Here is a 21,040-nt window from a genome sequence, read left to right as displayed (position 1 = left end):
TAGGGGTAACAGCGGTGGTGCCTGCGGTCGCTCGATTAAAGGACCGTGTCTTGCTTAGAACACCCAGCGTTCCTGATAAGGCAGGTCGCCGAGGGTGGAGTCTTGTTCAACCGCCGTCAGTTGCGGTGTTGTCACGTCGGCGCTGGTGCTGCCGACGGAGCGGAAATGGGTCTGGGTCATCATCGGGCGTTCAAAATGCGCGGCTACTTGCTGCTGACTCTGCTGCCAATGCGCCAATTGCTGACCGCCAATCAGGGTCACCATCAGGGCCAGGCTGGCAAACAGCCCCTGTTGCAGACGCAGTGGCGATACACGCAGTTGGGTCAGGCTTTGGCGAGTCATGCTGTATCTCTCCCGCATTCTGATTATTCGTTTATGAAACTCGTATGAGGTGTATTGCACCCTGCGTGCCAGTTTTTTAACAAAATAAAACCCAATAAAATCAATAGTTTGAAAACAAAAGCGCTTTGACACCACGAGCATCCTGCACGATGCCCCTATCCTTACCGTGCGAAATGCACGATGGTCACTGGTCGGATCAAGGGATAGGAAGGCAGCGGTCGACTGCCGAATGGGCAAGAAGGCGATAAAAACGCCTCAAAACGGCGTCTCTTTTAGAAGAAGCGCAGATAGCTGCGCGGTGACGGCTTTAATCAATCAGAATAAACCATGCAACTTGCCCGATTATTCCGGGACTAAACAACATCATTCATTCTTAGTGGGAGCGCGGGACAGATGGAATCAGCCAAGGAACTTCAAGGCCGCATTCTTTTAGTGGATGACGAATCCGCGATCCTTCGCACCTTCCGTTACTGCCTGGAAGATGAAGGCTACACCGTAGCCACCGCCAACAGCGCCGCCCAGGCCGATGCCCTGTTGCAACGCCAGGTGTTTGACCTGTGCTTCCTCGACCTGCGCCTGGGCGAAGACAACGGTCTCGATGTATTGGCGCAAATGCGTATCCAGGCACCGTGGATGCGCGTGGTGATCGTCACTGCCCATTCGGCCGTCGACACCGCCGTGGATGCGATCCAGGCCGGCGCGGCCGACTACTTGGTCAAACCTTGCAGCCCCGACCAATTGCGCCTGGCCACGGCCAAACAGTTGGAAGTACGCCAGCTCTCGGCGCGCCTGGAAGCCCTGGAAGGCGCAGTGCGCCAGCCCAAGGACGGTCTGGACTCCCACAGCCCGGCAATGATGGTGGTGTTGGAAACCGCACGCCAGGTGGCGGGCACTGATGCCAACATCCTGATTCTCGGCGAGTCCGGCACCGGTAAAGGTGAGCTGGCCCGAGCGATCCACGGCTGGAGTAAGCGCGCGAAAAAATCCTGCGTCACCATCAACTGCCCTTCGCTGACGGCGGAGCTGATGGAAAGCGAGCTGTTCGGTCATAGCCGTGGTGCGTTTACGGGCGCCAGTGAAAGTACCCTGGGCCGGGTCAACCAGGCAGATGGCGGCACGCTGTTTCTCGACGAGATCGGCGACTTTCCACTTACCTTGCAACCCAAGTTGCTGCGTTTTATCCAGGACAAGGAATACGAGCGCGTCGGTGACCCAGTCACTCGCCGTGCTGACGTGCGAATTCTTGCCGCCACCAACCTGAACCTGGAAGACATGGTTCGTGACGGTCGTTTCCGCGAAGACCTGCTGTACCGCCTGAATGTCATCACCTTGCACCTGCCACCTCTGCGCGAGCGCAGCGAAGACATCCTGACCCTGGCCGACCGCTTCCTAGCGCGCTTCGTGAAGGAATATGCGCGGCCGGCTCGCGGCTTCAGCGATGAAGCCCGTGAGGCGCTGCTCAACTACCGCTGGCCGGGAAACATCCGCGAGCTGCGCAACGTGGTGGAGCGGGCCAGCATCATCTGCCCACAGGAAAAAGTTGAGATCAGTCACCTCGGCATGGCCGAGCAGCCGACCAACAACGCCCCGCGTATTGGTGCGGCGTTGAGCCTGGATGAACTGGAAAAGGCACATATCGGCGCCGTGCTGGCCACCAGTGACACCCTGGACCAGGCGGCACGAACCCTCGGCATTGATGCGTCAACGCTGTACCGCAAACGCAAACAATACAACCTGTGAGCTGTAGCCTATGAAGCTTGCGATGAAGCTGCGCACTCGGTTGTTCCTGAGCATCTCCGCGCTGATCACCGTTGCCTTGCTGGGGTTGCTGTTGGGCCTGGTGAGTGTCATGCAAATGGCCAAGACCCAGGAATCGCTGATTCGCAGCAACTTCATCACCCTGGACCTGGGCCTCAAGCTTCGGCAGACCCTCGGCGACCAGTTGATGATCATGCTCAACGAACAGCCGAACACCGCCGCGCTGGAAGACTCCAAGCAACGCTATTTCGAGCTCCTGCAGCAAGGCATCGAACACGAACAAAAGGACGCGGCAACCAGCGGTTTTACCCAGGCCAAAAGCGACTACCTGAGTTTTCTCGAGGCGTTCGCCAAGAATGAAAATGCCCCGCCGCAACAGCGCAACAACAATGAGCTCACCGAACGCTTCAACACCTTGCGCAACGGCTTGATTGCCGAGCACAAGAAGGCCCTGGATAACATCAACGATACCGAACACAAATCTCGTGAACGCGCACTGCTGATTGCCGGCTTGCTGGGCCTAGTGGGCCTGGCGGTGCTAATCATTGGCTTCATCACCGCCCATGGCATTGCCCGACGCTTTGGCGCGCCGATCGAAGCGCTGGCCAAGGCCGCCGACAAGATCGGCCAGGGCAACTTCGAAGTCACGCTGCCCATTTCGTCGGCGGCGGAGATGAACCTGCTGACCCGACGCTTCGGCATCATGGCCGAGGCGTTGCGCCAGCATCAGGCAACCAATGTCGATGAGCTGCTTGCCGGGCAGCAACGCCTGCAGGCGGTGCTCGACAGCATCGACGACGGCCTGCTGATGATTGACCGCCAGGGTCGCCTGGAACACCTTAACCCGGTGGCACAGCGCCAACTGGGCTGGGACGAGAATCGCCTGGGCCAAGGCCTTGGCGACGCCCTGGGCCGCCCGGAACTGGATGAACAGCTGCACCTGGTACTGCGCGGCGGAAATCTGGAGCGTGCACCTGAAGACCTGGAAGTGGAGGTTGAGGGTGAACTGCGCCTGCTGACGTACAGCCTGACACCGGTCAGCCATACCCAGGGGCACATTCTGGGCGCGGTAATGGTGCTGCATGACGTCACCGAACAGCGCGCCTTTGAACGGGTGCGCAGTGAGTTCGTGTTGCGCGCGTCCCATGAGTTACGTACGCCGGTCACGGGTATGCACATGGCATTCGGCTTGTTCCGGGAACGGGCGAAGTTTCCTGCGGAATCGCGCGAAGCGGACCTGCTGGATACGGTCAACGAGGAAATGCAGCGCCTGATGCAGTTGATCAACGACTTGCTCAACTTTTCGCGCTACCAGAATGGCTTGCAGAAACTCACCCTGGGCCCGTGTGATATCAGCGACCTGCTCGAACATGCCCGCGCCCGCTTCGCGGAGCAGGCGAATGCGCAGAACATCGAACTGCTGGTTGAGGAGCAATCCCCGCTACCGAGGTTGCATGCCGATCGGGCGCAGTTGGAAAGGGTACTCGACAATTTGTTGGGCAATGCCCTTCGGCACACTGCCGACGGTGGGCAGATCCGCTTGCAGGCGCGCCGCCATGGCGAACGGGTGATTGTCAGCGTCGAGGACAACGGTGAAGGCATTGCCTACGGCCAGCAAGGACGGATCTTCGAACCGTTTGTGCAGGTAGGCCGCAAGAAAGGCGGCGCCGGGCTGGGCCTGGCGCTGTGCAAGGAGATCGTGCAATTGCACGGTGGCCGCATGGGGGTCTATTCACGGCCGGGGCAGGGGACGCAGTTCTATATGGCGCTGCCCCTGTAGGATCACGCGCCAACCGTTATTGGTGATTCAACGCCCGCAAGATCGCGGCACTTTCGGCATCCGGCGTCCCATCAAACAGCGACGCCCGGAAATGCATCTGGAATGCGGCCAACACATGCCGTGTCGCCACATCCAACTCGCCCGTCTGCGGCGTCGGATAACCCAGCTTCGCCAACTCTTCCTGGAACCAGGTAATGCTCGGCAGATCGGCGGCGTACTGCACCTGGTAACGGGCAACCGCCTTGGCGTCCGGCCACATGCCCAGCCCCTCATCCGCCAGGCGCTTCCACGGGAACAACGGCCCCGGGTCCAGCTTGCGCAGCGGGGCAATGTCGCTATGACCAATGATATTTCGCGGGTCGATACCGTTACGCTTGCTGATGTCCTTGAGCAGCACCACCAGCGACTGCACCTGCGCTTCGGAGTACGGGTACCAGACGCGGCCCGTCGGCAAGTCGCGATAACCCGGGTTCACAATCTCGATCCCGATGGAACTGGAGTTGAGCCAGGTGCGGCCCATCCACTCACTCTCTCCGGCATGCCAGGCGCGCTGGCTCTCATCCACGAGCTTATAGATGGTGGCCGAGGCATCATCACCGATCAGGTAATGGCTGCTGACCTGGCCATGGGTCAATAGCGCCAGGGAACGCTCAAGGGACGCCGAGGTGTAGTGCACGATGACGAACTGCACACGATTGTCGTGGTTCACCGACGGATGGCTGGTGTCCAGGCGAGGACCACTCGCGCAACCGGCGAGCAGGAGAAGCAGAAAGGCAGAACACAGAAGTTTCATGGCAGCAGACAATACGCTTAAGACAATAATGCAACAGTGTAACGTACCGTTTGCTGCCAGGCGGCCAAATGCGGAGTTTTAAACAAAATGGAACATTTTCAGGCCGCCTGCACCTGATTGCGTCCCGCCGCCTTGGCACGGTAAAGCGCCTCGTCAGCGCGTTTGAGCGCCAGGTCACTGCGTTCTCCCGGCTGAAATTGCGCCATGCCCATGGATACCGTGATGGTCACCGGCTCGCCCTTGAAGTGAAACGGGCACGCTTCGATGGCCGCGCGCAGGGTCTCGCCCACGGCCAACGCATCGGACAGTGATGAGTTGGGCACCAGCAACACAAACTCTTCACCGCCAAAGCGTGCGATGAAGTCGTTGGGCCGCAGGTGTTTTCGCAGCACCGTGGCGATAATCTTCAGCACCTTGTCGCCGGCCAGATGACCATAGCCGTCGTTGATACGCTTGAAGTGATCCAGGTCCAGCATCGCCAGTGACAGGTTATTACCACGCTGATGCCAGGCGTTGACCTCTTGCTCCAGGCGCTCGGTCCAGGCCGCGCGATTGGGTAATCCGGTGAGCGGGTCGATCAGGGCTTTCTGGCGCTGGACCTCAAGGTGCTCGCGATAGCCCTGGGCCTCCTGCTCCATATTGGCGACTCGTTCGGCGAGGCTTTTGAGGCGTGCAGCCACTTCCTCCTCGCGCTGGTCACGCTGGTGCTGTTGTTGGTCCATGGTGCCCAGCAGCCCTTCGAGATGGCTCTCCAACACGTGCTTGAGGCTGTCCAGATCCGCGGCATCCTGGACGCTGGTTTGCAAACCATCCACCTGTTCGCGGATCTGCGTATCCAGTTCTCTGGCGGCCGAACGACTGTCGGCGTGACCGTCGGTGGCGACCTGCAGATGCCCCTGGAATGCCTCGAGACGCTCGTTGAGTTGCTTGAGGTAGGCTTCAAACTCGTGCTGGCCGCTGTCGGTGATCGCCAGCATCAACACCGCCAGGTCATCGAGAATCGGCAGCAGTTCGTACCAGTTCAATCCGTGGGTCAGGCGCTCGCGCATGGCTTCGGCTTGGGGCCGATAACGCTCGGGCAGCGACAGGTCTTCCAGCAAGCCGAGCAGGGTGTCTTCGATATGTTTGGCCACCGAACTGTAAGATGGCTCGGGGGTGTCGGGCAGGGCGTAGGTCTGATCCGCTAGCAGCTCGTCGGGGTTCAACTCTGCCAGCTCGGGCGACTCTTGCGACTCGTCGGCCAGGATCGGTGGCAGGGAGAGGCTGCCGATCTCTGTCCGCTCAGGCTCACGGACCTGCACCTCTGGCGCTTCGACCATGGCGGCGAGGGCACTCTCGAGCTCAACCTCCGTTTCGGTCGGTTGTTCGGGCTCCGGCGTCTTGATAATGGCAGCGGGCGCCTCGATGACGGGCGCCGCAGCCACGACGGCGGTGACAACGGTCGCCGCTTCGCTGACAGCCTCAGCAGCCTTTACTTGCGGCACGGGCTCAGGAGGCGACTCGACAGGGGCCGGGGCCTTCGGCTGCGGTGCAAATGCCCGCAGCGCCTGGGCCAGCTCCGCCGATTGCGTCGGCGCCTCAAGCTCATCCACCGGCTTGGGCTTTGGCGCAGCAGGCGCAGCAGGCGCCGGAGCAGCTGGGCGGGATGCCGTGGGTAGCTCGACCTCCGGGGTTTCGGTCGCTGCATCTTTGGCGCCAAACAGACGCTGCAACAGCCCCGGGCTCGAACGGCTGGTTTCGCCCTCCGGCTCCAGGTTACTCAACGCCTGCCCCTGAAGGCCGCTCAGCTCACTCAGCAACAGCGGGATCTCCCGCGCCTGGCCGACCCGACTCTCCAACTGCTTGGCAAAGGCCTTCAGCGGGCGACTCACCTCCCGCGGCAAGGGCAGTTTCTGTAACTGAGTGACCAGGGCCGTCAACGCGCTGCCGATCTGATCAACCCGGGTTTCGCGGCGCTGCTCCGAATCCAGCACGGCCTTTTCCAGGCGCGGCAGCAATGCAGCGAGGGCAGCGTCCATGTCGTCGGTGCGCACTACATCGCGCATTTCCTTCATGCATTGGTCAACCGCACGGTCAGTCCCTTCTGCCGCCAGGGTGCTGCGTACCAGCCCCCGGCGCAGCAGGTCGAGGCGGGCGGCCCAGCGACGTTCGAGCTTTTCTTGTTGCTCGACGCTTTTAAGGTATTTTTCTTTCCAACGCTGGGCGTCGTCGCTCATGCAAGAGGTCCGCGAGGGCCGGGGCTCAACGCGGGCAATGCATCAGCCGTGAGCGAACCCGGCAGACGAATCTCTACCGCGACGGGCAGGTGATCGGAGATGGGCTGCGCCAGTACCTGCACGCTTTCGAGTGTCAGGGTCGGGCTGAGCAGGATGTGATCAAGACAACGTTGCGGTCGCCAGCTGGGAAAGGTGGCTTCGACTTGCGGCGCCAGCAACCCAAGGTCGCGCAACGGGGAATTCTGTAGCAGGTCGCTGGCGTGGGTATTCATGTCCCCCATCAGCACCTGGTGTTTGTAGTTGCCAATCAACTCGCGGATGTAGGCCAACTGCAGGGTGCGGGTTCGTGCCCCCAACGCGAGGTGCATCATCACCACGACCAACGCTTCCGGCCCTTCGCCGAACCGCACGAGAATCGCCCCGCGGCCTTTTGGACCGGGTAACGGGTGATCCTCGATCGCCCACGGTTTCAGGCGGCTGAGCACACCATTGCTGTGCTGGCCGAGTTTGCCGAGGTTGCGATTGAGTTGTTGATACCAGTAGGGAAAAGCACCGAGCTGGGCAAGGTGCTCGACCTGGTTGATGTAGCCCGAACGCAGGCTGCCACCGTCGGCCTCCTGCAGGGCTACCAGATCGAAGTCGCCCAGCAGGTCGCCGATCTTTTGCAGATTACCGGCACGCCCGTTGTGGGGCAGCAGGTGCTGCCAGCCACGGGTCAGGTAATGCCGGTATTTCTCGGTACTGATGCCCACCTGGATATTGAAACTGAGCAGGCGCAGCCGACTGTCTGCCGGCAGGCCCGTGGATTCAAGGTGGTGCTCGTTGACCTTCGGGTCATGCAAGCCAACGACACGTTCAGTACCCCAGCGACGCATGACGGGCCCCTTACTTGGCTGCGCGCTCTTTGGCGATCAACTGGTCGGCCACGTTCAGCGCTTGCTCTTCGCCGCCGGCACTGCCGATGTCAAAGCGGTATTTGCCGTTGACGATCAGGGTCGGTACGCCTTGCACGCCGTATTTCTGGGCCAGTTCCTTGTATTGGGCCATCTTGCCCTTCACAGCGAACGAGTTGAATGTCTCCAGAAACTTGGTTTTGTCGACGCCTTGGGTGGCGACGAAATCGGCCATGTCTTCAGGCTTCACCAGGCGCTTGCCTTCTTTCTGGATGGCATTGAACACAGCCGCGTGAACCTTGTGTTCTACACCCATGGTGTCCAGGGTAATGAACAACTGACCGTGGGCATCCCATGGGCCGCCGAACAGGGCAGGAATACGTTTGAAGTTCACGCCCTGAGGCAGCTTATCGACCCACGGATTGATGACTGGCTCAAAGGCGTAGCAATGCGGGCAGCCATACCAGAACAGCTCCACCACTTCGATCTTGCCCGGCACGGAAACCGGCACAGGATTGGCCAGTTCAACGTAGGTTTTACCGGCTTCAAGCGGCACGTCGGCTGCTTGTGCGGTCATGCCGAAAAGGCTGGCAGTGACGAGAGCGGCGCTGAGGATCAGATTACGCATGCTTTACTCCTGGACAAATAAAGTCGCCTCACGCGACCTTTGTTGTGACAGGTCTACGCGGGCATGAGTTCGTTAGTGTAACGGCACCGGCCACAAAAAAGGGCGGCCTAAGCCACCCTTTTTATGCTTGCATCGACGGATTAATCGAGCGTTAACGTAGCCGGGGCACTTAGTGCAGGCCCTGGATGTATTGGGACACGGCTTCGATGTCCTTGTTGCTGAGTTTCCCGGCGATGCTCTGCATGATTTTGGTATCGCCGTCGTTGGTACGATTGCCTTCGCGGAAGTCCGTCAGCTGTTTGCCGATGTACTGGGCATGTTGGCCGCTCAAGTGCGGGAAGCCAGCAGCAGCGAGGCCCGCGCCGTTAGGCGAGTGGCAACCGATGCAGGAAGGCATGCCTTTTTCCAGGTTGCCGCCACGGAACAGTTCTTCACCGCGGGCCACCAATTTCGGATCAGCAGCCCCCACGCTGCCCTTTTGGCTGGCAAAATACGCCGCGATATCCGCCAGGTCCTGATCGCTGAGGTTGGTCAACAAGCCGGTCATTTCCAGGACCGTACGCTTGCCGTCCTTGATGTCGTGCATCTGCTTGGTCAGGTAACGCTCACCCTGGCCGGCCAGTTTTGGAAAGTTTGGCGCCGGGCTATTACCGTCCGGTCCATGGCAAGCACCACATACGGCGGCTTTCGCCTGGCCGGCAGTGGCGTCGCCTGCGGCATGGGCAACACCGGTGATGCCCAAGGTCAACAGCAGACTCACGATCAGTTTGTTCATCAGCTAATCCAACTACGGCTAAGGGTTAAAGAGTTATGGACCGGGTTTACTCACCATCAACTGAATGACGGCATGGTAATCCTCGGTACTGCAGTCCATGCACAAACCACGCGGCGGCATCGCCTTGAAACCCTGGGTCACGTGTTGCACCAGCGTGTCCATACCTTGAGCCAATCTTGGCTTCCAGGCTGCCTGGTCACCCCGTTTCGGGGCGTTGGGCAACTGTCGGGCATGGCAGGCCCCGCAAACACGGTTGTACACAGCCTCCGGTTCCTGTGTAGCCTGAGCACTGTAAAGTGGCATCAAGACACCGACGGCTAGCAGCCACTTGGTCATACATCGACCTTTTCAGGGTTTGAGAGCGTTTTGCGTTCTAATGCGCAATAAAGGTCTATCGCTCCCGTGAACTTCATCCTTCGCTGGGACAAAGCACACACAAAATCTGCGGCATTATATACTGGCGCTACTGAAACGGAAACGACACCGCTTGCCGCACCTATTCCCGGCACCGCCCACATCGGAAAACTCATGCAACTCAAGAATCCCATCCTCGGCCTGTGCCAACAGTCCACCTTCATGCTCAGCGCCGCCAAAGTCGACCAATGCCCCGATGACGAAGGCTTCGAAGTCGCCTTCGCCGGCCGTTCCAACGCCGGCAAATCCAGCGCGCTGAACACCCTGACCCACGCCAGCCTGGCCCGCACCTCGAAAACCCCGGGGCGCACACAGCTCCTCAACTTCTTCAAGCTAGACGATGATCGGCGTCTGGTCGACCTTCCGGGCTACGGTTATGCAAAAGTACCTATCCCGCTGAAGCTGCACTGGCAGCGTCACCTGGAAGCCTATCTGGGTGGCCGGGAGAGTTTGAAGGGTTTGATTCTGATGATGGACATCCGTCATCCAATGACCGACTTCGACCTGTTGATGCTCGATTGGGCTGTCGCCAGCGGCATGCCGATGCACGTCCTGCTGACCAAGGCCGACAAGCTGACCTACGGCGCAGCCAAGAACACCCTGCTCAAAGTGCAGGCAGAAATCCGTAAGGGTTGGGGCGACGCGGTGACTATCCAGCTGTTCTCGGCGCCAAAACGCATGGGCCTGGAAGACGCCTATACGGTACTGGCAGGCTGGATGGAACTGGCTGACAAAGGTTCGGAAGCCGCCGAGTAAAAACTCGGGGCAAAAAAAACCCCGGACTTCGTATGGGGAGGGGAAGTTCGGGGTCCAAGTTCCGGACCGCTAGGGCGGGGTCCAGATATCTGCCAACACTTAACACAACATAGGAGCATTGAAGGGCTTCACCACCCATTCAGTAACTCTGAGTAGCAATTCACGGGTTAAGTTCCGGCACGTTCAAAAAACTATTGGAAATAACTCGCCGCGTTTTCCGATCTAAAGCGCTGCCGCGGCATGATGCCGCGGCCCAAGCCCCAGGCTTAGTGCGCCTCGTCCCAGTTGTCGCCCACGCCGACGTCCACCACCAGTGGCACATCCAGCTTCGCCGCATCGCTCATGTGTTCACGAATCTTCGCGCTGACTTCAGCGACCAGGTCTTCACGCACCTCCAGCACCAATTCATCGTGCACCTGAAGGATCACCTTGGCGTCCAGGCCCGAGGCCGTCAGCCAGTTGTCGACCTTGACCATGGCCTTCTTGATGATATCGGCCGCGGTACCCTGCATCGGCGCGTTGATCGCCGTACGCTCGGCGCCGGCACGCTCCTGAGGCTTGTTGGAGTTGATCTCCGGCAGGTACAGGCGGCGCCCGAACAAGGTTTCCACGTAGCCCTGGTCAGCCGCCTGGGCACGGGTGCGCTCCATGTACTCGCGAACCCCCGGGTAGCGGGCGAAGTACACATCGATGTAAGCCTTGGCGGTCTTGGTGTCGACGCCGATGTCCTTGCCGAGCTTCTGGGCGCCCATGCCGTAGATCAGGCCAAAGTTGATCGCCTTGGCGCTGCGACGCTGATTGGACGTGACCTCAGCCAACTCAACCTTGAACACCTCGGCCGCTGTGGCGGTGTGCACGTCCAGGTCGTCGCGGAACGCATTCAGCAACCCTGCGTCCTTGGACAAATGCGCCATGATGCGCAGCTCGATCTGCGAATAGTCCGCCGCCAACAGCTTGTAGCCCTTGGGCGCGACAAACGCCTGGCGAATACGCCGGCCTTCGGCGGTACGCACCGGGATGTTCTGCAGATTTGGATCGCTCGAGGACAGACGCCCGGTCGCCGCGACGGCCTGGTGATAGGACGTGTGAACCCGCCCGGTACGCGGGTTGATCTGTTCGGGCAGACGGTCGGTATAGGTACTTTTCAGCTTGCTCATGCTGCGGTACTGCATCAGCACTTTTGGCAACGGATAGTCGTCTTCAGCCAATTTGGCCAAGACTTCCTCGGCCGTCGAGGCCTGGCCCTTGCCGGTCTTCTTCAACACCGGCAGCCCGAGCTTCTCGTAGAGAATCGCGCCCAACTGCTTGGGCGAGCCCAGGTTGAACTCCTCGCCGGCGATTTCATACGCCTGGCGTTCCAGGTCCACCATCTTGTTGCCCAGCTCGATGCTCTGGATACCCAGCAGAGCAGCATCCACCAAGGCGCCCTGGCGCTCAATGCGCGCCAACACCGGCACCAGCGGCATCTCGATGTCGGACAATACGCTGGCCAGGGTAGGAATAGCGGCAAGCTGCTTGTGCAATTCCTGGTGCAAACGCAGGGTCACATCCGCGTCTTCCGCCGCGTAAGGGCCGGCTTGCTCCAGGGCAATCTGGTCAAAGGTCAGCTGCTTGGCGCCTTTGCCAGCGATGTCCTGGAAGCTGACGGTGTCGTGGTCCAGGTACTTCTTCGCCAGGCTGTCCATGTCGTGGCGAGTCGCCACGGAGTTCAGCACGTAGGATTCAAGCATGGTGTCGAAGGCAATGCCGCGCACGGTGATGCCGTGTGCCGGGTCACCACCGATGGCGCAGTTGGCCAGGATGTTCATGTCGAACTTGGCGTGCTGGCCGACCTTGAGTTTTTCCGGATCTTCGAGCAACGGCTTCAGGGCCAGCAGCACAGTGTCCCGATCCAGCTGTTCCGGCGCGCCGATGTAGGAGTGGGTCAGCGGAATGTAGGCTGCTTCATGGGCCTGCACGGCAAACGACACACCCACGAGTTGCGCTTTCTGAGCGTCGATCCCGGTAGTTTCGGTATCAAAGGCGAACAGCTTGGCGTCATTGAGCTTCTTCAGCCACACATCAAACTGAGCCTGGGTGAGGATGGTTTCGTACACCGGCTCTACAGAAACCGGCGCAACTGTCTCAACCGCTTCCTCGGCGACTGCGGCCGACGGAGCTGCGCTCAATTCAACCCGCTTGGCATCGCGCTGAATCTCGTCAATCCAGCTCTTGAACTCCAGCAGCGTGTACAGCTCCAGCAGCTTCTCGCGATCCGGCTCGATCAGGTGCAAATCGTCCAGGCCCACATCCAGCGGCACGTCGATCTTGATCGTTGCCAACTGGTAGGACAGGAACGCGCTTTCCTTGTGCTCTTCGAGCTTGGCGACCAGGGTCTTGGCACCACGAATCGGCAAGGTCGGCACGATATCGAGCTGCTCGTAGAGCTCTTTCAAACCGCCGTTCACGCCTACCAACAGGCCGGAAGCCGTCTTCGGACCAATGCCCGGAACGCCCGGGATGTTGTCGGACGAGTCGCCCATCAACGCCAGGTAATCGATGATCTGCTCGGGAGCGACACCGAATTTCTCCTTCACGCCCTCAACGTCCATGGCGCTACCGGTCATGGTGTTGACCAAGGTAATGTGCCCGTCCACCAACTGCGCCATGTCCTTGTCACCGGTGGAAATCACCACCGGCCGGTCGGCGGCCGCGCTGCTGCGGGCCAGGGTGCCGATCACGTCGTCCGCTTCCACGCCTTCGACGCACAGCAGCGGGAAGCCCAGGGCGATCACGCTCTGGTGCAGCGGCTCGATCTGCACGCGCATGTCATCGGGCATGCTCGCGCGGTTGGCCTTGTATTCGGCGTACAGCTCATCGCGAAATGTCCCGCCCTTGGCGTCGAACACCACCGCGAACGGACTGTTCGGGTACTGTTTGCGCAGGCTTTTGAGCATGTTCAGCACGCCCTTGACCGCGCCGGTAGGCAGGCCTTTGGAAGTGGTGAGCGGCGGCAGCGCGTGAAAGGCGCGGTACAGGTAAGAAGAACCGTCCACCAGGACGAGGGGGGCTTGGCTCATGAGCAGGATCAACCTTTTCGGCGGGTCAGGCGCTAGAATAGCCGGACCAATGACGACAAAGGGACAAGGTTATCATGCGTACAGTAAATCGCTTGTTGTTGACCGGCTTGATTGCATTCCTTCCGCTGGCCGCCATGGCAGCCGACGGGGCGCCTTCGGCAGATCCGGAGGTCACCATTCGCACGGAAGGCGACAAGACCATCCAGGAATACCGCCAAAATGGCTTCCTGTACGCAATCAAGGTGACTCAGAAAGGCTTTCCGCCTTACTTCCTGGTGCGCGCGGACGGAACCGATGCGAACTTCATCCGCTCTGACCAGCCGGATATGCTGATCCCGTCATGGAAGATTTTCGAATGGAAATGATTTCTTAACTTTAATCGGCGCTGCTCCCCGCAGCGCCCGTAACGGCAGTTTTAACCATGTCTGTGTTCACCCCCCTGGCTCGGCCCGAGCTGGAAACCTTTCTTGCCCCTTACGGGCTCGGCCGCCTGCTTGATTTCCAGGGGATTGCCGCTGGTAGTGAAAACACCAATTTCTTTATCAGCCTGGAACAGGGCGAGTTTGTCCTGACCCTGGTCGAGCGCGGCCCCGTGCAGGAAATGCCGTTCTTCATCGAACTGCTGGACGTGCTCCACGACGCCGACCTGCCAGTGCCTTACGCCCTGCGTACCACTGACGGCGTGGCCTTGCGCGAGTTGGCGGGCAAACCGGCACTGTTGCAACCGCGCCTGGCGGGCAAGCACATCAAGGACGCCAACGCCCAACATTGCGTGCAAGTGGGCGAATTGCTCGGTCACCTGCACTTGGCCACCCAAGGCGACAAGGTGCTGGAACGCAAGACCGATCGCGGGCTGGACTGGATGCTCAGCGAAGGCGCGCAACTGATTTCACACCTCGACGCGGAACAACAACGCCTGCTGCAAGCTGCGCTGGATGAGATCGAGGCGCACAAGATGCAGATCCTCGCGCTGCCCCGGGCGAATATCCACGCCGACCTGTTCCGCGACAACGCGATGTTCGAAGGTACGCACCTGACCGGGCTGATCGACTTCTACAACGCCTGCTCCGGGCCGATGCTGTACGACGTAGCGATTGCCCTGAACGACTGGTGCTCGGACGCCGACGGCGTGATCGACGGCCAGCGGGCACGGGCATTGTTGGGGGCTTATGCGGGCTTGCGACCGTTCACTGCCAAGGAAGCAGAGCTGTGGCCGACCATGCTGCGTGTGGCCTGTGTGCGGTTCTGGCTGTCACGCCTGATTGCGGCTGAATCGTTCGCCGGGCAGGACGTGCTGATTCACGACCCGCGAGAGTTTCAGGTGCGCCTGGCGCAACGCCAGCAGGTCAAGACCCCGCTGCCATTCGCCCTCTAAAGATCGTACACGGTCAAAAAAAGTGGGAGCGGGCTTGCTCGCGAAGGCGGTGGATCAGTCAATGCATCTGCTGCCTGACACTCCGCCTTCGCGAGCAAGCCCGCTCCCACATTTGATCTTCGCTGAGCCTTACAGGGATTCCAGGCACCCAGCCAGGTCATTCCCCAGCTTCTCCAGCACCTGCTCATACCCCTGGGCGGAAGCCGGCGTGTAACCGCCCAACGCATCCAGCTCCGCCAACTTCACCGGCAAACCCGCCACCAGCGTTTCCGCCAGGCGAGGGCGCAATGGCGGCTCGCTGAATACACAAGTCTTGCCCACTTCCTGCAAACGCGTGCGCATCGCCGCCACGTGCTGGGCGCCAGGCTGCACTTCTGCGGCAACACTGAACACACCGGCGTGCTTGAGGCCGTAGGCATCTTCGAAGTAATCGAACGCTTCATGGAACACGAAGTAAGGCTTGCCGGCGACGTCCGCCATGCGTGCTTTCAAGCGCGCATCCAGCGCATCCATACGGCCATCAAAGGCCTTCACGTTGCTCTGGTAACGCTCGGCGTTGGCCGGGTCGGCAGTGCTGAGGTCCGCCGCCATGCGGTTGGCGATCACCCGAGCGTTGACCGTCGACAGCCACAAATGCGCATCCAGGCTGCCTGGGCGATGATCGTGATCATGTTCGTCAGCCTCTTCAGCATGGGAATGGCTATCTTCGGCGAACCGGCGCAATTTCATTCCGGGAAGGTCCTGCACGGCCACCGTCGGCAAGCTGCGGCCTTTCAAGACGCGCGGCAGGAAGCTTTCCATGTCCGGGCCGATCCAATACAGCAGGTCCACCGACTGCACGCGCCGTACGTCGGAAGGACGCAACGCATAGTTATGGGGCGAAGCGCCCGGCGGCAGCAATACCTCGGGAATCGCCACGCCATCCTGCACGGCGGCGGCAATCAGCTGTAACGGTTTGATGCTGGTCAACACCCGAACCTCCGCCTGAGCGGTACCGGCAAGCAGCAAACTGGTGACAAATACGACAAAAACGGGAAAAAGTCTGGACACGATGACCACTCAAGGAGGCAGGAACAGGTAACATAATAACGTCTCTCACAAATATCTGTCGCCGCTCATGCCTAAAACACCGCTTGCCAGCCGTCCCCACGACCACTCTCACTGCGTGCACACCGCGCTGTCAGAGGCCGACGCCTTGTGCGCGCGCCAAGGGCTGCGCCTGACCGCCCTGCGTCGCCGGGTGCTGGAGCTGGTGTGGCAAAGCCATAAGCCACTGGGTGCCTACGACATCCTCGGCGTACTCAGCGAGCAGGATGGCCGCCGCGCCGCGCCGCCCACGGTGTACCGCGCGCTGGACTTCCTGCTGGATAACGGCCTGGTACATCGCATTTCGTCGCTCAACGCCTTTGTCGGCTGCAACCACCCGGAACACGCGCACCAGGGCCAGTTTCTGATTTGCCGCGAATGCCACGCCGCCATCGAGCTTGAGCAAAAAAGCATCAGCGACAGCATCATCAAGAGCGCCGGCGACGTCGGCTTCAAGGTCGAAGGGCAAACCGTCGAAGTCGTCGGTGTGTGCTCGGGCTGCCAGGGGGCTTGATGAGCACTGCGTTAATCCGCCTGGAGCAGGTCGGGGTCACGTTCGCCGGGCAAAACGTGCTGGACAACATCGCCCTGAGCGTCGAGCCGGGGCAGATCGTCACGCTGATCGGCCCTAACGGCGCCGGCAAGACTACCTTGGTGCGCGCCGTGCTCGGGCTGCTCAAACCCGACAGCGGCAGCGTATGGCGCAAGCCGAAGTTGCGAGTGGGCTACATGCCGCAAAAGCTGCATGTGGACCCGACCCTGCCCCTGTCAGTGCTGCGCTTCCTGCGCCTGGTGCCCGGCGTAGACCGCGCCCGCGCGCAGTCCGCCCTTAAGGAAGTCGGCGCCGAACAGGTGATCGACAGCCCGGTGCAAAGCATCTCCGGCGGCGAAATGCAGCGTGTGCTGCTGGCCCGCGCCCTGCTGCGCGAACCGGAACTGCTGGTACTCGATGAACCCGTGCAAGGTGTCGACGTGGCCGGCCAGGCCGAGTTGTACAGCCTGATCACCCGCCTGCGGGACCGCCATGGCTGCGGCGTGCTGATGGTCTCCCACGACCTGCACCTGGTGATGAGCACCACCGACCAGGTGGTGTGCCTTAATCGCCACGTGTGCTGCTCCGGCCACCCGGAACAGGTCAGCGGCGACCCGGCTTTCGTCGAGCTGTTCGGCAAGAACGCCCAAAGTCTCGCGATCTATCACCACCATCACGACCACGCCCATGACCTGCATGGCGCTGTTGTCTCTGACCCCGCCACACCCCATACCCACGTTCATGGAGATAGCTGCAAGCATGGCTGATTTTCTGCTCTACGCCCTGCTGGCAGGCTTGGCTCTGGCGCTGGTGGCGGGCCCACTGGGCTCGTTCGTGGTCTGGCGGCGCATGGCCTATTTTGGCGACACCTTGTCCCACGCTGCGCTGCTGGGCGTGGCCATGGGCTTTCTGCTGGATGTGAGCCCAACCATTGCCGTCACCGTCGGCTGCCTGCTGCTGGCGGTGCTGCTGGTGACCCTGCAACAGCGCCAGCCGCTGGCTTCCGATACGCTGCTGGGCATCCTGGCCCCAAGTACCTTGTCCCTGGGCCTGGTGGTGCTGAGCTTCATGCATGAAGTGCGTATCGACCTGATGGCCTACCTGTTCGGCGACCTGCTGGCCATCAGCCCCACCGACCTGGCCTGGATCCTCGGCGGCAGCGCGGCAGTGCTGGTGCTGCTGGTGACCTTGTGGCGCCCACTGCTGGCGATCACCGTCCACGAAGAACTCGCCACTGTCGAAGGCTTGCCCGTGGCCGCGCTGCGCATGACCCTGATGCTGCTGATCGCCGTGGTGATTGCTGTCGCGATGAAGATTGTCGGCGTATTGTTGATCACATCACTGCTGATCATCCCGGCGGCAGCGGCCCAGCGTCATGCCCGCTCGCCGGAGCAAATGGCGATTGGCGCCAGCCTGTTGGGGATGCTTGCGGTGTGTGGTGGCCTGGCGCTGTCCTGGTTCAAGGACACCCCGGCCGGCCCGTCGATTGTGGTCACGGCGGCCGCCCTGTTTCTGCTGAGTTTTGTCCTGCCCCGTCGTGGGGTGTAGACTTGCTCGCTTTTTGCGCAATTAGAGAGTCGCAGGAATGAAGCTGTTCAACGCCCGTTATCTGCTCCTTGCCGCATTTTCCTTGCTGCTGGGCGCCTGCCAAAGCACCCCGCCCGCCGCCCCCCAGGCGCCGGACGCACGCGCTGCGGCCATCGCACAGCTGGAGCAAAACCTCGCCAGCAGTGAACTGGCCACCGCCGAAGACGAGCTGGCCGCCTTGCAGGCCCAGTCGCCCAACGACCCGGCGCTGGAGCCTTATCAGCGCCAACTGGCCGAAGCCTATTTGCAGCGCAGCCAGATCGTCCTGCAAAAAGGTGACGTCAACGCAGCTGCCACGGCCTTGAGCCGCGCTCGGGCTTTAATGCCCAAGGCGCCGGCGCTGACCGGTGGCGTCAACAGCGCGATTGCCCACGCCCGTAAAGTCGAGTTGGATAAAGCCGAGGCGGCCTTGAAAGCCGCTGAGGCCAAGCCACCGGCCAAGGTCATCGACCCGGCAGCGCCAAGCACCACGGTTGCACTGAACCTCACCGATATTGAAGCGCTGCGCCATCAACTGGATGAGATCGCTACCGATGTGGTGAATTACCAGTGCGATGTGAGCATCCAGGCACCGCGCACCGAAGATTACCCATGGCTGGCCACGCTGCTGGCCAAACGGGTAAAGCGCATTGATTCGGGGTATGACCTGAAGATTCACCGGCAGATCCTGAAGAAGGTTCCGGCGCAGGTTGTGCTGATTCCGCGTAAGACTGAATAAAGCCATTCGCGAGCAAGCCCGCTCCCACATTTAACCGAGTTCCAACGTTGGAATGCGTTCAAATGTGGGAGCGGGCTTGCTCGCGAAGGCGATCTAACAAACAACCGATACCTTAAGCCGGAACAGCTTTAGCCTTCGGCTCCCGATCCCAGACCCGATGCTGGGCAATCGCTGCAAAAAACGCCTTCAACGCCTTCGCATCACCGCCCACTATCAGCCCCGCATCTGCCTCAAGCTTCAGCACATCCAGCAACCGCTTTGCCTCTCCGGCCAAGGCAATCGCCTTCAAGTGCTTGTACGCCTCCAGCAGGTAATGCAACGCCACGCCATCACCGCTCAACGCCTGAACCGACTTGGCGCCACCCGGCACAAACACAGCATCGAACGCTACCGAAGGCAAGCCTTCCATGGATGCATCCACCGGCAGGCTCTTGCCCTCCGCCGTCGTCACCGGTGCCGATGTCGGCCCGAGCAGCTTCGCATGCGCACCCTCGGCTTCCAGCGCCTTCTTCAAGGCGTCAATCGCCGAACCATCAACGCCGTTCGCCGCCAGGATCGCGACCTTGCGGGTCTTGATATCACCCGACAGCAAGTTGGCCTGGCTCAACGCTGGCGAACGTTCCGGAGACGTCTTGCGCTCCGACACCGTGCCTTTCTTCGGCGCCGGCAAGCCCAGGTTCTGCGCCACACGCTTGGCCAGTTCGAGGTCGATGTTGGCGAGGATCTCGTTCACCTGCCGAGCCCGGATGAATTCACGCTCCACCTTGCCCAGCTCGAAGCTGTATGCCGCGATGATGTGCTCTTGCTCGTGCTTGCTCATGCTGCGGAAAAACAAGCGCGCCTGGGAGAAGTGATCACCGAACGACTCGCTGCGCGCACGGATCTTGTGGGCGTCGATTCGCTCCGGATAAGTCTCAAAACCACCGTCCTGCGCCGCAGGCGGAGTTTCTTTCGGCCAGCCGCCATCAATGGAGTTCGGCTCGTAGGACGCGCGCCCCTTGTCGATGGTGGTGCGGTGCATGGCATCACGCTGGCCGTTATGGAACGGCGCGACCGGACGGTTGATCGGCAACTCGTGAAAGTTCGGGCCGCCGAGTCGGCTGATCTGCGTGTCGGTGTAGGAAAACAGGCGGCCTTGCAGCAGCGGGTCATTGGAGAAGTCGATACCCGGCACGATATGCCCCGGGCAGAACGCCACTTGCTCGGTCTCGGCAAAGTAGTTGTCCGGGTTGCGGTTGAGCACCATCTTGCCCAGCGGCGTGATGGGCACCAACTCTTCGGGGATCAACTTGGTCGGGTCGAGAATATCGAAGTCGAACTTATGCTCGTCTTCTTCGGCGATGATCTGCACGCCCAATTCCCACTCCGGGTAATCGCCACTTTCAATGGATTCCCACAGGTCACGACGGTGGAAGTCGGTGTCTTTGCCTGCCAGCTTCTGCGCCTCGTCCCACACCAGGGAACAGGTGCCGACGGTAGGACGCCAGTGGAATTTGACGAAGTTGGATTTACCCTCGGCATTCACCAAGCGGAAGGTGTGTACACCAAACCCCTGCATGGTCCGTAGGCTTTTTGGAATGGCCCGGTCAGACATGGCCCAGATCACCATGTGCGCCGACTCCGGCTGCAGCGAGACAAAATCCCAGAACGTATCGTGGGCCGAGCCGCCGGTAGGAATCTCGTTGTGGGGCTCAGGTTTTACCGCATGCACGAAGTCAGGAAACTTGATCGCGTCCTGAATGAAAAATACCGGCATGTTGTTGCCCACCAGGTCGAAGTTGCCCTCGTCGGTGAAGAACTTCACGGCAAAACCACGCACGTCACGCACGGTATCACCCGAACCACGAGGGCCCTGCACCGTGGAGAAACGCGCAAAGACCGGGGTTTTATGCGCAGGGTTACGCAGGAACCCGGCCTTGGTCAGCGCCGAATGGTTTTCATAGGTCTGGAAATAACCATGGGCGCCGGTACCCCGGGCATGGACGATACGCTCCGGGATGCGCTCATGGTCAAAGTGCGTGATTTTTTCACGCATGATGAAATCTTCCAGCAGCGAAGGCCCGCGGGAACCGACCTTCAAGCTGTTCTGGTTATCGGAAACCTTCACGCCCTGGTTGGTGCGCAGCGCCTGGCCCGTCGCGTCGGAGCGAAATGTTTCCAGGCTTTGCAGCTTGGCGTTGGTATTGCCACGGTCCAGAGTGTCGGTACCCGCAAGTTCGCTCTTGGGCGGGGTAACTGGCTTTTTAGTACTCATCAGACAAAAACTCCTCGTTTGCGTAGGCCAGAGCGATCCCCGGCTCTTCTTGAGCAAAACCCCAGGCACGGCAC

19 protein-coding genes are annotated in these 21,040 nt (G+C 60.6%); 9 read left to right on the top strand and 10 right to left on the bottom strand.

Translation table 11 applies throughout. From position 1 onward, the window contains the following. Positions 1-54 precede the first annotated feature (54 nt). Entirely contained in the window at positions 55-342 is a 288-nt protein-coding gene (locus D109_RS0117300; protein WP_017477986.1) for a hypothetical protein, read from the bottom strand. A gap of 393 nt (positions 343-735) precedes the next feature. On the opposite strand from D109_RS0117300, the gene algB reads away from it, so the two are divergent. Then, positions 736-2,082 (top strand): sigma-54-dependent response regulator transcription factor AlgB, encoded by a 1,347-nt coding sequence (gene algB, locus D109_RS0117295; RefSeq protein ID WP_003214793.1) that lies wholly within the window; start codon positions 736-738, stop codon positions 2,080-2,082. Positions 2,083-2,092: 10 nt separating this feature from the next. Then, a complete protein-coding gene (locus D109_RS0117290; protein WP_026078038.1) occupies positions 2,093-3,880 on the top strand; it encodes a KinB sensor domain-containing domain in 1,788 nt (595 codons plus the stop codon). A gap of 16 nt (positions 3,881-3,896) precedes the next feature. Here D109_RS0117290 and D109_RS0117285 read toward each other — a convergent pair whose 3' ends face one another. The 6 genes from D109_RS0117285 to D109_RS0117260 all read right to left on the bottom strand — a co-directional run bounded on the left by D109_RS0117285 (position 3,897) and on the right by D109_RS0117260 (position 9,521). After that, positions 3,897-4,673 carry an N-acetylmuramoyl-L-alanine amidase gene (locus D109_RS0117285; RefSeq protein WP_017477984.1) on the bottom strand — a complete coding sequence of 259 codons (777 nt, stop codon included), beginning with the start codon at positions 4,671-4,673 and terminating at the stop codon, positions 3,897-3,899. 98 nt (positions 4,674-4,771) lie between these two features. Next, positions 4,772-6,889, bottom strand: coding sequence for a diguanylate cyclase (locus D109_RS0117280; RefSeq protein WP_017477983.1), 2,118 nt, complete (start codon positions 6,887-6,889; stop codon positions 4,772-4,774). Continuing rightward, complete coding sequence (locus tag D109_RS0117275; RefSeq protein ID WP_003214803.1) at positions 6,886-7,764, bottom strand: endonuclease/exonuclease/phosphatase family protein; 879 nt, start codon at positions 7,762-7,764, stop codon at positions 6,886-6,888. The genes D109_RS0117280 and D109_RS0117275 overlap by 4 nt, the downstream gene beginning before the upstream one ends. Positions 7,765-7,774: 10 nt before the next feature. Further along, positions 7,775-8,410, bottom strand: a complete 636-nt coding sequence (locus tag D109_RS0117270; RefSeq protein WP_017477982.1) for a thiol:disulfide interchange protein DsbA/DsbL — start codon at positions 8,408-8,410, stop codon at positions 7,775-7,777. A 169-nt stretch (positions 8,411-8,579) separates the two neighbouring features. Beyond that, a complete protein-coding gene (locus D109_RS0117265; protein WP_017477981.1) occupies positions 8,580-9,185 on the bottom strand; it encodes a cytochrome c4 in 606 nt (201 codons plus the stop codon). Between the two features lie 33 nt (positions 9,186-9,218). Next, entirely contained in the window at positions 9,219-9,521 is a 303-nt protein-coding gene (locus D109_RS0117260) for a cytochrome c5 family protein (protein WP_026078037.1), read from the bottom strand. Between the two features lie 192 nt (positions 9,522-9,713). Between D109_RS0117260 and yihA the strand changes: the two genes are divergently transcribed. Further along, on the top strand, positions 9,714-10,355 hold the full coding sequence (gene yihA / locus D109_RS0117255; protein ID WP_003214811.1) for a ribosome biogenesis GTP-binding protein YihA/YsxC: 642 nt from the start codon (positions 9,714-9,716) through the stop codon (positions 10,353-10,355). A 266-nt stretch (positions 10,356-10,621) separates the two neighbouring features. On the opposite strand, the gene polA is transcribed toward yihA, so the two are convergent. Beyond that, entirely contained in the window at positions 10,622-13,414 is a 2,793-nt protein-coding gene (polA, locus tag D109_RS0117250; protein WP_017477979.1) for a DNA polymerase I, read from the bottom strand. 74 nt (positions 13,415-13,488) lie between these two features. On the opposite strand from polA, the gene D109_RS0117245 reads away from it, so the two are divergent. Continuing rightward, positions 13,489-13,779, top strand: coding sequence for a DUF2782 domain-containing protein (locus D109_RS0117245; RefSeq protein ID WP_017477978.1), 291 nt, complete (start codon positions 13,489-13,491; stop codon positions 13,777-13,779). A 56-nt stretch (positions 13,780-13,835) separates the two neighbouring features. Then, entirely contained in the window at positions 13,836-14,789 is a 954-nt protein-coding gene (locus D109_RS0117240; RefSeq protein WP_017477977.1) for a homoserine kinase, read from the top strand. Between the two features lie 129 nt (positions 14,790-14,918). Here D109_RS0117240 and D109_RS0117235 read toward each other — a convergent pair whose 3' ends face one another. Continuing rightward, on the bottom strand, positions 14,919-15,848 hold the full coding sequence (locus D109_RS0117235) for a zinc ABC transporter substrate-binding protein (protein ID WP_032868704.1): 930 nt from the start codon (positions 15,846-15,848) through the stop codon (positions 14,919-14,921). 58 nt (positions 15,849-15,906) lie between these two features. On the opposite strand from D109_RS0117235, the gene zur reads away from it, so the two are divergent. From zur to D109_RS0117215, 4 genes are read left to right on the top strand one after another with little or no spacing between them, the layout of a single operon-like run. Further along, positions 15,907-16,389, top strand: a complete 483-nt coding sequence (zur, locus tag D109_RS0117230; RefSeq protein ID WP_026078035.1) for a zinc uptake transcriptional repressor Zur — start codon at positions 15,907-15,909, stop codon at positions 16,387-16,389. After that, positions 16,389-17,174, top strand: a complete 786-nt coding sequence (znuC, locus tag D109_RS0117225) for a zinc ABC transporter ATP-binding protein ZnuC (protein WP_017477974.1) — start codon at positions 16,389-16,391, stop codon at positions 17,172-17,174. The genes zur and znuC overlap by 1 nt, the downstream gene beginning before the upstream one ends. After that, the gene (znuB, locus tag D109_RS0117220; protein ID WP_017477973.1) at positions 17,167-17,955 is read left to right on the top strand and encodes a zinc ABC transporter permease subunit ZnuB; all 789 of its coding nucleotides are present in this window, start codon (positions 17,167-17,169) and stop codon (positions 17,953-17,955) included. Before znuC ends, znuB begins: the two co-directional genes overlap by 8 nt. Positions 17,956-17,992: 37 nt before the next feature. Continuing rightward, positions 17,993-18,712, top strand: coding sequence for a PA5502 family lipoprotein (locus D109_RS0117215; protein ID WP_017477972.1), 720 nt, complete (start codon positions 17,993-17,995; stop codon positions 18,710-18,712). A gap of 112 nt (positions 18,713-18,824) precedes the next feature. Here D109_RS0117215 and katE read toward each other — a convergent pair whose 3' ends face one another. Then, on the bottom strand, positions 18,825-20,966 hold the full coding sequence (gene katE / locus D109_RS0117210; protein WP_017477971.1) for a catalase HPII: 2,142 nt from the start codon (positions 20,964-20,966) through the stop codon (positions 18,825-18,827). Positions 20,967-21,040: the final 74 nt, after the last annotated feature.

The sequence above is a fragment of the Pseudomonas sp. PAMC 26793 genome (assembly GCF_000313235.1).
GTDB lineage: Bacteria > Pseudomonadota > Gammaproteobacteria > Pseudomonadales > Pseudomonadaceae > Aquipseudomonas > Aquipseudomonas yamanorum.
This window is presented reverse-complemented; position numbering and strand designations above follow the sequence as displayed.

Coding starts and splice junctions, on each gene's coding strand:
- katE (WP_017477971.1), bottom strand. CDS start 20,966: ATGAGTACTAAAAAGCCAGTTACCCCGCCCAAGAGCGAACTTGCGGGT.
- polA (WP_017477979.1), bottom strand. CDS start 13,414: ATGAGCCAAGCCCCCCTCGTCCTGGTGGACGGTTCTTCTTACCTGTAC.
- D109_RS0117260 (WP_026078037.1), bottom strand. CDS start 9,521: ATGACCAAGTGGCTGCTAGCCGTCGGTGTCTTGATGCCACTTTACAGT.
- algB (WP_003214793.1), top strand. CDS start 736: ATGGAATCAGCCAAGGAACTTCAAGGCCGCATTCTTTTAGTGGATGAC.
- D109_RS0117240 (WP_017477977.1), top strand. CDS start 13,836: ATGTCTGTGTTCACCCCCCTGGCTCGGCCCGAGCTGGAAACCTTTCTT.
- znuC (WP_017477974.1), top strand. CDS start 16,389: ATGAGCACTGCGTTAATCCGCCTGGAGCAGGTCGGGGTCACGTTCGCC.
- D109_RS0117285 (WP_017477984.1), bottom strand. CDS start 4,673: ATGAAACTTCTGTGTTCTGCCTTTCTGCTTCTCCTGCTCGCCGGTTGC.
- D109_RS0117280 (WP_017477983.1), bottom strand. CDS start 6,889: ATGAGCGACGACGCCCAGCGTTGGAAAGAAAAATACCTTAAAAGCGTC.
- D109_RS0117245 (WP_017477978.1), top strand. CDS start 13,489: ATGCGTACAGTAAATCGCTTGTTGTTGACCGGCTTGATTGCATTCCTT.
- D109_RS0117275 (WP_003214803.1), bottom strand. CDS start 7,764: ATGCGTCGCTGGGGTACTGAACGTGTCGTTGGCTTGCATGACCCGAAG.
- D109_RS0117265 (WP_017477981.1), bottom strand. CDS start 9,185: ATGAACAAACTGATCGTGAGTCTGCTGTTGACCTTGGGCATCACCGGT.
- D109_RS0117300 (WP_017477986.1), bottom strand. CDS start 342: ATGACTCGCCAAAGCCTGACCCAACTGCGTGTATCGCCACTGCGTCTG.
- D109_RS0117270 (WP_017477982.1), bottom strand. CDS start 8,410: ATGCGTAATCTGATCCTCAGCGCCGCTCTCGTCACTGCCAGCCTTTTC.
- yihA (WP_003214811.1), top strand. CDS start 9,714: ATGCAACTCAAGAATCCCATCCTCGGCCTGTGCCAACAGTCCACCTTC.
- zur (WP_026078035.1), top strand. CDS start 15,907: ATGCCTAAAACACCGCTTGCCAGCCGTCCCCACGACCACTCTCACTGC.
- D109_RS0117215 (WP_017477972.1), top strand. CDS start 17,993: ATGAAGCTGTTCAACGCCCGTTATCTGCTCCTTGCCGCATTTTCCTTG.
- znuB (WP_017477973.1), top strand. CDS start 17,167: ATGGCTGATTTTCTGCTCTACGCCCTGCTGGCAGGCTTGGCTCTGGCG.
- D109_RS0117290 (WP_026078038.1), top strand. CDS start 2,093: ATGAAGCTTGCGATGAAGCTGCGCACTCGGTTGTTCCTGAGCATCTCC.